7 protein-coding genes are annotated in these 12,101 nt (G+C 56.3%); 3 read left to right on the top strand and 4 right to left on the bottom strand.

Features of this window, described 5'->3' with window-relative positions; all coding sequences use genetic code 11:
• Positions 1-23: 23 nt before the first annotated feature.
• The 4 genes from HY011_23515 to HY011_23500 form a co-directional block, all read right to left on the bottom strand.
• Positions 24-1,184, bottom strand: coding sequence for a trypsin-like peptidase domain-containing protein (locus HY011_23515; protein MBI3425909.1), 1,161 nt, complete (start codon positions 1,182-1,184; stop codon positions 24-26).
• A gap of 300 nt (positions 1,185-1,484) precedes the next feature.
• Positions 1,485-4,601, bottom strand: coding sequence for a multidrug efflux RND transporter permease subunit (locus HY011_23510; protein MBI3425908.1), 3,117 nt, complete (start codon positions 4,599-4,601; stop codon positions 1,485-1,487).
• 74 nt (positions 4,602-4,675) lie between these two features.
• On the bottom strand, positions 4,676-6,046 hold the full coding sequence (locus tag HY011_23505; GenBank protein ID MBI3425907.1) for an MdtA/MuxA family multidrug efflux RND transporter periplasmic adaptor subunit: 1,371 nt from the start codon (positions 6,044-6,046) through the stop codon (positions 4,676-4,678).
• A 34-nt stretch (positions 6,047-6,080) separates the two neighbouring features.
• Positions 6,081-7,811 carry a TolC family protein gene (locus HY011_23500; GenBank protein MBI3425906.1) on the bottom strand — a complete coding sequence of 577 codons (1,731 nt, stop codon included), beginning with the start codon at positions 7,809-7,811 and terminating at the stop codon, positions 6,081-6,083.
• 509 nt (positions 7,812-8,320) lie between these two features.
• On the opposite strand from HY011_23500, the gene HY011_23495 reads away from it, so the two are divergent.
• The 3 genes from HY011_23495 to HY011_23485 all read left to right on the top strand — a co-directional run bounded on the left by HY011_23495 (position 8,321) and on the right by HY011_23485 (position 11,496).
• The gene (locus HY011_23495) at positions 8,321-8,941 is read left to right on the top strand and encodes a DUF4136 domain-containing protein (GenBank protein ID MBI3425905.1); all 621 of its coding nucleotides are present in this window, start codon (positions 8,321-8,323) and stop codon (positions 8,939-8,941) included.
• A 420-nt stretch (positions 8,942-9,361) separates the two neighbouring features.
• Entirely contained in the window at positions 9,362-9,631 is a 270-nt protein-coding gene (locus tag HY011_23490; protein ID MBI3425904.1) for a hypothetical protein, read from the top strand.
• Between the two features lie 65 nt (positions 9,632-9,696).
• Positions 9,697-11,496, top strand: a complete 1,800-nt coding sequence (locus tag HY011_23485) for an ABC transporter ATP-binding protein (GenBank protein MBI3425903.1) — start codon at positions 9,697-9,699, stop codon at positions 11,494-11,496.
• Positions 11,497-12,101 lie beyond the last annotated feature (605 nt).

Here is a 12,101-nt window from a genome sequence, read left to right as displayed (position 1 = left end):
CCGGCACTTCTTTCTCCACCATCTCAGAACCGGAAATGCGTGTTACCAAAGGCACGCTTTCCATTGAGCGGCACATACGACGTTCCGCCCGGCACGTCGCCCGGCAAAAAGGGGCGCTCAGGCAAGATGTATTTGACTTGGACTTCTTTGCCCTCCCGAAAGATCGTCAGGTTGACTTCGGCACCCACCTTTAATTCATTGAGTGCTTTGCCAATGGCTTCCTCGCTGGTCAAGGCCGTGTTGTTGAGCTTCGTAATGATGTCGCCGCCCAGCAACACGTCATTGCCGTCAATCGTCATTTCAAGCCCGCCGCCCTGGATCTGGGCTTGCTCCGCCGGGCTGCCCGGTTCCACGACTTCGACCAGCAGCCCTGTCGTGAGCGGCAGGCGCAGCAGGCTTTGCAAATCTGCGCCGATAAACTGCCCGTGAAAGCCCAGCCAGGGGCGAATGAGATGCCCTTGTTTGAGCAGGTCGGGTAAGACGGACTTGACCAGATTGATGGGGATGGCGAAGCCGATATTTTGTGCATCAGGAACGATGGCCGTGGTGATGCCCACGACTTCGCCGCAACGATTGAGCAGCGGGCCGCCGGAATTGCCGTGATTGATCGGCGTATCCACTTGAATCATCGGCTCCTGCAAAGAGAAAAAGGTGGCGGGCAAGACACGATTGAGCGCCGACACGATCCCGCGCGTCAACGTCTGATCCAGCCCTAGCGGATTGCCCAGCGCGAGCATTTCTTCGCCGGCGCGAGTGTGGTCGGAATCGCCCAGCTTCACTGTTGGCAGTTGCCCTTTGCTCGGCTTGGGAATTTGTAACACGGCGATGTCGAAGAGCGGATCAGCGCCCAGCAGCCGCGCGGGCAACACGGTGCCGTCATCCAGTTTGACGGTCAGCGATTGTCGTCCAAACGCGACGTGGGAGTTGGTCAAGATCAACCCCTCGGCATCAATAATGAACCCGGAGCCGACGATGTGTTCGACACGATCCGACAGCCGGTAAGGATTGATTGTGGTGGCGGTGATGAAAACCACTGCTGGGGCTGCCGTTTCATAAATCTTGGTCGCTGATATTTTGCAGGCGTCATCAGCCGCATTGGCCGCCGGGCAAAGGAACGGTACAACCAAAAATGACAAATAGAACCACGCGGTAATGCTTGGAATATCTTTCTTCAAGTTGAGCATTGCTTCTCCTCAATGAGTGTTGCCTGTTCAGCAAAAAAACTGTCCGGCAGAACCCGTCGCCGGATTCTCAACAATTCCGCAACACGCTTGTCGCAATAGATATGCCACGTTGACCGCCAGTCAGCGCGTTCCGGGCAGGGCAGCGATGAGCGGCAGTCTGACTTTGCCAGCGACGTGAGGTGTATCGGCGCAAGGGGCCGCCCTTGCTGGCAACGCTGCGCCTGGCCTCGCGGCCTGGGGCGAGTTGGTCGCCTATAGCCCGGTATTTCCCAAATGGCCCCAACTCAGCGGTATCAGGTATCAGGCTGTTTTGGTGAGGCGCAATTTACGCTTTCCCATGATTTTGCCGCGCACAGCCTTCAGCCACCACCCCAACCGGTCCAAATACATATACACGACCGGCGTTGTGAACAGCGTCAGCATCTGGCTGACGATCAAGCCGCCGACAATCGTGATGCCCAACGGTTGCCGCAACTCTGCGCCTGTCCCTCTGCCAAACGCTAATGGCAAGCCGCCCAGCAATGCCGCCAGCGTCGTCATCATGATCGGACGAAAGCGCAGCAGGCACGCTTGATAAATTGCTTCTTCGGGTTTCCTGCCATGTTCGCGTTCTGCTTCGAGAGCGAAGTCAATCATCATAATCGCGTTCTTTTTCACGATGCCGATCAGCAGGATGATGCCGATCAGCGCGATGATGGTCAGGTCAATCTTGAAGAGCAATAAGGCCAATAATGCGCCCACGCCTGCGGACGGCAGCGTTGAGAGAATCGTGATCGGATGAATGTAGCTTTCGTACAAAATGCCCAGCACGATGTACACCGCCAGCAACGCCGCTACGATCAATATCCATTCATTCGCCAGCGAAGATTGAAAGGCCTGGGCTGTGCCTTGAAAACCGGCCTGTATGGACGCGGGCATGCCGATGTCGCGTTGTGCCTGCTGAATGGCCTGCACCGCATCGCCCAGCGCTACGCCAGCGGCGAGATTGAACGAGATTGTCGTCGCGGGAAAAAGCCCCTGATGATTGACCGCCAGCGGCGTCAAATCGGTCTTGTATTTCGCAAACGCGCTGAAGGGAATTTGTGCGCCCGACGGAGCTTGCACATAAAGCTGTTTCAGCGTTTCAGGATTTTGCCAATATTGCGGCGCAACCTCCATCACGACGTGGTACTGATTCAGGGAGCGATACATCGTCGAGACTTGCCGTTGCCCAAAGGCGTCGTAGAGCGTGTTGTCAATCAATTGAAAATTCAGCCCGAGCCGAGCCGCCGTGTCACGGTCAATGTCGAGTGATGCGACCAAACCACGATTTTGCTGATCGGAATTGACATCGGTTAGTTGCGGCAGCTTGCGCATACGCTCCATCAGCAGCGGCGTCCATTGCGTCAGATCAGCGACGCTATCGCCTTGCAGCGTGTATTGGTACAGCGCGTTGCTCAACCTGCCGCCGACGTTGATGTCCTGCACAGGACGCAGGAAAGTTTGTGCGCCAGGAACTTTTGATAGCGGACCACGCAACCGATTGATGACGTCGCTGGCGCTGACTTTGCGTTGCTGGATTGATTTCAGCGAAACGAACATCCGCGCCGTGTTCGTAGTGGAACCACCGCCGCCGCCCGTGAATGCGCCGACAGTGTCAACTGCCGGGTCTTTGAGAATGATTTCCACGACTTGCGAAAGTTTCTGCCGCATCTCCTGATACGAAATGTCCTGCGCGGCTTGAATGTTGCCCATCATCCGCCCCGTGTCCTGATCGGGAAAGAAGCCCTTGGGCACGATGATGTACAAATAGATGCTTAGGCAAATCGTCAGAATCGTGACCAGCAACATGGGTTGCGGATGACGCAACACCCAACTGAGGCTTTTGTCATAGTCACGCAGCAACCAATTGAAGAAACGTTCACTCGCGCGATACAGCCATCCGTGTTTTATGTCGTGAGCGGAGCGCAATAACTTCGCACACATCATCGGCGTCAGCGTTAATGACACCAGCGAGGAAAGCGCAATCGCAATTGAAAGCGTCACCGCAAATTCGCGGAACAACCGCCCGACAATCCCGCCCATCAACAGAATCGGAATGAAGACCGCGACCAGCGATGTACTCATCGAAAGCACCGTGAAACCGATCTGCTGTGCGCCGAGCAATGCGGCTTGCATCGGGCGCATTCCGGCTTCCAAATGACGAGTGATGTTTTCAATCACGACGATGGCGTCATCTACGACAAAGCCCGTTGAGATCGTCAGCGCCATCAACGAAAGGTTATCGAGGCTATAACCGAGCAGGTACATCACGCCGAATGTGCCGACCAGCGAAAGCGGTACGGCAATGCTGGGAATGACGGTCGCGGCCAGCGTGCGCAGGAACAAAAAAATCACCAGCACAACCAGCGCGACGGTCAGCATTAATTCAAATTGCACATCTTTGACTGAGGCACGAATCGTCGTCGTGCGGTCGGTCAGCACGGACAAATTGATTGCTGACGGCAGCGAAGTTTTAAGCTGTGGCAAGAGCTTTTCGATGCGGTCTACGACACCAATAATATTGGCTCCGGGCTGTCGTTGAATGTTCAGAATGACAGCCGGCGTTTTGTTCGACCACGCGGACTGTTTGACGTTCTCGGCATCGTCAATCACGGTGGCGACATCCGACAGCCGCACCGCGCCGCCGTTGCGATACGCGATGATGGCTGAACGATACCCCGCGCTGGAAATAATCTGGTCATTCGTGTCAATTGTGTACGCTTGTTTGGGGCCGTCGAAATTTCCCGTTGCCTGATTCACATTTGATAACGCGACCGCGCTGCGCAAATCTTCGAGGCTCATGCCATATGCCGCCAGCGCAGTTGGGTTGGCCTGAATGCGCACCGCCGGTTTTTGCCCGCCGCTGATACTGACCAAACCGACGCCGGGCAATTGCGAAATCTTTTGCGCCAATCGCGTATCCGCAAGGTCTTCGACTTTTGCCAACGGCAACGTGTCGGAGGTCAACGCCAGCGTGATAATCGGCGCATCCGCCGGATTGGTTTTGCTGTAAATCGGTGGATTCGGCAGGTCTTTCGGCAAAAATGTCGTCCCCGCATTGATCGAAGCCTGCACCTCTTGTTCGGCTACATCCAGACTGAGTTCCAGATCAAATTGCAGCGTAATCAACGAACTGCCAAACGAACTGCTGGACGTCATCTGATTCAAGCCCGGCATTTGCCCGAACTGCCGCTCCAGCGGAGCCGTGACTGATGAAGCCATCACGTCGGGGCTGGCTCCGGGATAAAACGTCAGCACCTGAATCGTCGGATAATCCACCTGTGGCAACGCCGACACGGGCAATTGAAAATACGCGACGATGCCCGACAACAAAATCGCCGCCATCAGCAATGACGTGGCGACCGGGCGTTCGATAAAAATGCGTGAAGGACTCATAGAAATCTCAGAGGGATGAGGGATGAAGGATGAAGCGAAACCCGATTAGTCTATCGTTCATCGTTCATCCTTCATCAGGCTCCAGCCTTTTCTTTGTTGGCGATTTGCACTTTGCTGCCGGCTTGCAATTTGTCTACGCCGTCGGTCACGACTTGTTCATTGGCGGCAAGGCCGGAATCAATCGCGGCCTCTGTCCCTTCCATTGTGCTGACGGTGACGGGACGCACTTCGACGGTTTGGTCGGGTTTTACGACATACACAAAAGCTCCGTTCGGGCCACGCTGAATGGCGACGGCGGGGATCAACACTTTGTCTTTTTGCGTTTCGACCAACAACCGAATATTGACGAATTGATTGGGGAAGAGCGCGTTCGCTTTGTTCTCAAACACGGCTTTCAAACGGTTCGTGCCAGTGGCCGGATCAATCTGGTTATCCATCGTCAGCAAACGGCCCGCGACGAGTTTCGTCTGTCCGCTGCGGTCATAGGCTTCCGCCGACAATTGCGCGCCCGTGCGAAATTTTTGCAACACGGCACTCAAACTGTCTTCGGGAATAGTGAAGAGCACACCGATAGGCTGCACTTGTGTGATGACGACCAAACCGTTGGCATCCGCCGCATGCACCATATTGCCGGGATCAACTTGTCGCAGCCCGATGCGTCCGCTGATGGGCGCAGTGATGCGGCAATAGGTCAATTGCAATTTCGCATTGTCTATCTGCGTTTCATCCACCTTGATGACGGCGGAATTCTGGGCGACCACCGCAGCCTGCGTGTCTACCTGCTGTTGCGGAATGATGCCTTTGCCGACCAGATACTGGTAACGCGCCAGATCGGCCTTGGCGTTGTTGAGCGTCGCTTGATCGCGTTCCAGTTGCGCCTGTGCTTGCGCCAGTTGTACTTCGTAAGGGCGCGCGTCAATTTCCGCCAGCAACGCGCCTTTGTTGACGAATTGTCCTTCCTTGAAATCTATGCGGGTCAATTGGCCGTCCAGCCGCGTTTTCACGGAGATGGTGTTGAGTGGTGTGACGGTGCCCAGCCCGTTCAGATAAACGGGAATGTCGCTCGTGCGCGCGGTGGCAATCGTTACCGGCACACTGGGCACGGCATTCCGCGCGGGTTTTAGCGGCGCACTGACGGCAGGGGGTCGCTGGTACGCCCAGAATCCGCTTGCGAGCAAGACAGCGAATAACAGCAACCACCAGCGTGTATGGCTTTGGTGACCGGCGGCGGGCAACGCTTCATTTTGGCCGGCCGCCGGGCGTGGCGCTTCCGCTGTTGTCGGAGGCGGAGCCGGCGGTGCCGCCGTGACCTCTTTGAGCCGCTTGGCCGATTGTGGTTCCAGCCGGAACACCGTCACGACGGCCCCAGGCCCATTGACGCGCTGTGGTTCATCTTGTGCTGCGGTCAAATCCGGTTGGGGGAGGGATTTTGTATTTGCACTCATCGTTGTCTTCCTCAAGCCAGGTTTGGCCGCACAGTTACGGCCTGCCTGAGCCAAGCGGGTTGTCTTTACCAGATTGAATTTCGATGCTGTTTGCGCTCAGTGTGGCCGCAATGGCGCGCTGTAAGTCGGCCACCGCTTTGTTGTAATTGGTCAGGGTTTGCACCTCGACGCCGCGCGCTTGTGTCAGGTCGTTCTGACGGGTCAGCACCAGGAAGGTGGTGGAAAGGCCGACCGAAAATTTCTCTTGTTCGCCGGACAATTGCTGTTCGGCGTATGCGCGCGCGGAACGGGCCGCGCCATAACTCAGCCGGGCGGCTTCGACGGCGTGATAGGCCGTGCGCACGTCGGATTGGATGGTTTGTTGTTGTTTGCGCAACTGGGTGTCGAGTTGGCGACCGGTTTCCAGCGCGCTGCCCAGATTGGCTTGCGCCGTGCGATTGTGCAGGGGCAGGGCGAGATTCAAGCCCACGCGCACGACCGGGAACGAATTTTTGGCGAGGCTGTCGAGCGCCGTGCCATAGCCGCCGATGAAAACCGGCGACACCTTGGCCGGTTGCAGGACGCCATTGGCATCGGGGAAAGATGCCGCTGATCCGCCCACGCCCACCACTCCGTATGACGCGGTCAGGTCAACCTGCGGCTTGGTCTGGTCGCGGAAGTATTTCACGTCTATGTCATTTATCTCTTTTTGCGGCGCGAATTGGTTGATTTCAGGCCGATTGTCGAGCGCCAGTTGCAGCGCGTCGGGTAACGACAACGTCAACGGTTTTAACTCAAAGCTTTCAACCGGCACGATCTGGCTAATCCACAACTCATCCGTGGTGCCTTCAACGGTCAATAATTTCAAGGCGTCTTCGGCCTGCGCGACAGCTTGCATGGCCTGAAAAACCTGCTGGCGCACGGTCTCCACTTGAGTGGCGGCGGTAATCACATCTATTTGTGCGAGCGTGCCGGCTTTGACCTGCTCCTGGTTATTCCGTAATTGTGTTTCGGCCAGTTTTAATGCATCACGCTGAATCTCTTCGCTGCGAATGGCGAAGCTCAAGTCCCAATATACCTGCTCCACGCTGGCGATGATTTGAATTACCTGTTGGCGAAACTGTGCGTCAGAGAGGTCGAGCTTTTTCTTGTTGATTTGAATGAGATGGCGATTGGCATCAATGGCGAAGTTGCGCTGCAACGGTTGTGTCAACGCCAGTGTTAAGGCCGGATTATAGTAAGTCGCCAGATTGGCGGTGTTGGAAGTGTTCCGGGCGTTATTGAAATTGATTTGATAGCTGCCGCCCGTGCGTTCGACCGCTTGCAAATAACCGAAGTTATAGGTGAGCGAAGTGTTCTGTAAAAAATCCTGCGCGCTGCCGCTGAATTGCGAGAAGTTCGGCGTGCGCTGCCAATTGTAATTGAGCGTTGATGACGCCAGCGGGTCGTAAACCCCTTGCGCCGCCAGAATGCTGAATTGCGCCAGCCGTACACTTTGCCGCCCGATCTCGATGTCCGGATTCTTTTCGAGCGCCGCCAGAATCGAATCTTTCAGCGTCCAGCGCACCACCTTGTCCGCCGCCACGCCGGTCAGATGATCGGGCATGCGTTGCGTCAGCGTGTCAGCCTGAATACTCAGGGGCTGGATGCTCAGGGGCGGACTTGGCGAGCGTGTTGGCTCTGGTTGCGGTAGTGGTGTCTGGGCGGAAACGCGCGTGCTAAAACTGCCCGTAAGAATCAGCAAGCATAAGCAATGCGCTAAGGCGTTGCATAGACCAAATTTCATGACCCTCTCCCCTGCTCGATGATGATTTGTGTTGATTAACTGCGCGCCCACACGCGCTCATCAATTCAGTATTTGTTCTCGATCATCACAGCACGACAAACTGCAACGTTTGTGCCAAGCGCTAGTTTGCTGAAAGTGAAGAGAAGAGGCGCTAAGACCTAAGGGCTTCGTAATGAAGCCAGTTTGAGGACTGGCCGGCAATGACCTTTCCGCCACGCGCATGCGTTGCGAGCGCAAAACTGTCTCGCCGCCGCAAGGGCGAGAATCAGCCATGACTTTCGGGACGGTCTCTGGCACGTCTTACCAATCTGTCCCAGCGGCGGCCCGGATGGTACAAAGCGCCCCAGGCAAATTTTTTCCGTCTTTTTGGCGTGCTGCGGCAACGTGCTGCCTTTTCAAACAGTTCAGCCGGCCAGTCTGTAGCCAATCAAAACGGCACGGTGCTTGCGCTCTGTGGGCTTGTCATCAGCGCTCAATAGTTGGCGCTGAGTTAAGGAAGGAGGGCCAAGATGAAACGCATAACTTTATCTGCCTTTGCACTGGCCGCGCTGGTCACGCTTTGTGGCGTGTCTGGCTTGGCCGAAACAAAATCGGATTACGACCATCACTACCGGCTGGTGGCTGGGAGCACCTGGGGATTCCAGCCACAGCAAAGCGCCGCCAAAGACGTCTTTGGTAAAAACAGTCTGTGGGATCAGCGCGTGCGTGATGATCTGTCAATGGAGCTTCGCTCCGCCGGTTTGAAGCAAACCGTCAACGGCGCGCCGGACTTGCTGGTCAGTTATCACTTGAGTACGCAACAAAGCCATACCACCGAAGTGTTCAATTCCGGCTATCCGGGCTACTACGGTCACTATGGCTTCGGGCGCTTCGGTTACCGCCGAGGCTGGATCGGTTGGGGGCCTGGTTGGGGGCCTGATTGGGGGCCGACAACCGTGGTGCGCATCCCGCAAACGCGCAACACCCTGGTGATGGATGTTTATGACGGGCGCACCAAGCAACTGGTTTGGCGTGGCTATGACACCAAGACGATTGATTACAACAAGGCCGACAAGAGCATCAATGACGCTGTCGCGCATTTGACGAAACGCTTTGAGCACGACCTGAAACTGCCTCACACCGAAGGTTAAGTGCCGCACGGTTGAGGCGCGGCCCGCTGTTTTCAGACCGGCGTTTTCCGGCAAGCAGAAACGAGGTTGAAACAGGGCTGCGCGGCGAGACTGGCGTCTGTGGTTGCGAAGAAGGAAGAGGATTGCTCCGTTGTCCGGCTTCTCGGCTGCGGATGCCAGGACATTGATCAAGGTTGGTTTTAGAGCGATTTGCAGTTGCATATACGGAGTCAGGGACACTGGGATAGTGCCGCGCGCGTGAGCAAGCGGAGCTTTGGCAATTCGGCCACGGGGGCAAGCTTGACGCGCCGCTTGCTCACGCGCGCGGCACTGTCCCGCTGCGCGGTTTTCCCGTACACCGTAGAGAAGACCGATCTAAGGTTCGAGCACACCAGTCCAGCCGCAGCAGTTGCGGCTGGTTTTGACATCGGAGGTAAACAGATGAGTACAGCAATCCAAACGCTGCCATTGCCGCTCAGCCCCGCACCAGCCGGGGTGACGGTGCCAGCCGATATTCTGCCCTTTCCGTGGGCAGCGGAACGTCAACTGCGCCGGGCGTATGAGCAGGTAGCCTGGCTGCAAGCGGAAGTTCATGAATTGCGACAGGCGTTGGAGCAAGCCAACCGTTTGCAAATGCAGCAGTCCGTGCTATTGCGCAATGCCAGGCGGCGTGAATTGGCGTTGCGCGCGAGTTTGCCAACCGGAGGGTAGACAGATGTAAGGTGATGCAATTTCTAGGACACAATTGTTTGTCCTCGCCGGCAAGAAGCAGTTCAATGGAGAAAAAGTTCATCATCAATCACCTGTTGCGACCGCACTGGAAATGGCTTGCGCTGGCGTTCGTGGCGGTGATTGTCGCAGGGCTGGCTGACCTCTTCGATCCCTGGCCGATAAAAATCGTGCTCGATTATGTCGTTGGCTCACACCCGCTGCCCGCCTGGGTGGCCGCGACGGTGAGCAATTTGTTTGGCGCGGGCAAACTGGCAGTTTTGAATTTCGCCGCTCTCACCACCGTGGCCGTCGCGGCGCTGGGCGCGGTGGCCTCCTATTCGGAAAGCTGTCTCACCATGCAGGTTGGGCAATGGGTCATGCGCGATCTGCGGCAGACGCTTTACCATCACATTCAGGGCCTATCGCTTTCCTATTACGACCAGCATAAGACCGGCGATCTGATCAGTCGCGTGACCAGCGACGTGGACGCGATTCAAAGCTTTATCACGTCGGGCCTGCTCGGCATGGTGGTGGATGTGCTGACGCTGGCCGGGATGATGGCGGTGATGTTGTATTTCAACTGGCATTTCACGCTGATTGCGCTCTCGGTGGCGCCGCTGCTCTTTCTGGAAGTTTACACGCTGACGCGCCGGATCAAACAGGCGACACGTGAAGTGCGCAAGAAGGAAGGCGACGTGTTGTCGGTGGTGCAAGAGACGCTTTCATCCATGCGTGTGGTCAAGGCCTTTGCGCGGGAAGACTATGAAGAGCGACGGCTGGCGAAAGAGACGCTGGAAACCATCGAATTGACCGTGCGCGCGCGCAAGGTCAAGGCCCTGCTTGCGCCAGCGGTTGATTTTGTGGTTGCGGGCGGCGCGAGCGTCGTGTTGTGGTATGGCGCGCGGCTGGTGCTGAAAGGACAGCTCACGGGCGGCGCGCTGGTCGTCTTTCTGCTTTATCTGGGCAAGCTGTACAAGCCGATGCGTGACCTGTCGAAGATGACCGATGCGATCTCGAAGGCGCTCATCGGGGCCGAACGCATTAACGAAGTCATCAAGACAGAAGAACTGGTGCGCGATTCGCCACGCGCGCGCCGTGCGCCACGTTTCAGCGGCGCGATCAGTTTTGAGCATGTGTTTTTTCACTACCGCGATGACCGGCCTGTGCTCAAGGACGTGAGCTTTCAGATTCGCCCTGGCGAATTCGCAGCCTTTGTGGGGCCCACGGGCGCGGGCAAATCCACGATCATCAGTCTGATTCCGCGTTTTTATACGCCGCATTTCGGGCGCGTGCTGATTGATGGTGAGGACGTGCGCAACTTCACCTTGAAATCATTGCGCCAACAGATCAGCTTTGTGTTGCAAGACACGGTGCTTTTCCGCACGTCCATCTGGCAGAACATCGCCTATGGCAGACCGGAAGCCACGCGGCAAGAGATTCTGCGCGCCGCGCGCCAGGCCAACGCGCACGAATTCATCGAACAGATGCCGGAAGGCTATGAGACGCTGGTTGGCGAACGTGGCATGACGTTGTCGGGCGGCCAGCGCCAGCGCCTCGCGATTGCGCGGGCGCTCATCCGCAATTCGCCGATCCTGATTCTGGACGAACCGACCTCCGGGCTGGACGCTTCGTCTGAAAAGCTGGTGATGGAGGCGCTGGGACGATTAATGCATGGTAAGACCTCGATCATGATTGCGCACAATCTGGAAACCGTCAGAAAGGCGGATGCCATCTATGTGTTGGAGAACGGCAGAATCGTTGAAGCAGGCCAGCATCCGGCATTACTGGCGCGGGCTGGACTTTACGCCCAACTCTATGCGTCTCAATTTGGTGGTGAAGAACAGGCCGACGTTTTATCAGTTTGAGCGTTTTGGCAAGATGGCTCGGGTCTTTGCTCGTTCCGCTGAGCCTGATTCCTCTGAAGCTACTGACTAAGACAATCATCATCAGTTCGTTGTGCAGGCATCCGTCTTTGCCGTGCGTGCTTACGGCATGTGGCGATTGTGCTTGAACGCGCCAAACCGTCTCGCCGTGGCGCTGCCCTGGCACCAAAAATGAAATTCCATAACGCTCGTTTAGCCTGTCAATGCAGCCTCTTACAGCAGCGTCTCGCCGCCATTCTAATGGCACGATCATTGCCAATTGACCATTGCCAATTGAAAGGTGAAGGAGGGCTTCAGAGATGAAAAAACTTCTGATCATTCTCACCACGATCCTGATCGTTTTTGTCTTGTCGAGCTTATCCTTTTACTGGCTGTCTAGCTCGCAGGTTGCGCCCTGAGGATGCCGCCTGACACTGCCAGCGTAGCCAATTCAACAATGATCGGAGTAAGGAGACGGCATGATGAGTAAGAGGTGCGGCGGTAAACTCCAGTTGCGAAAGTAGCTGGAGTAGATAGGTCAGAGGTTGAATCATCTCGTTGTGGCGATTGACCACGTAAAGGAGACTAATCGAACCTGCTGACCGAAG

This window comes from Acidobacteriota bacterium (assembly GCA_016196035.1).
Classification (GTDB): Bacteria; Acidobacteriota; Blastocatellia; order RBC074; family RBC074; genus JACPYM01.
The sequence above is the reverse complement of the archived record's forward strand: the minus strand, read 5'-3'. Positions and strand labels throughout refer to the sequence as shown.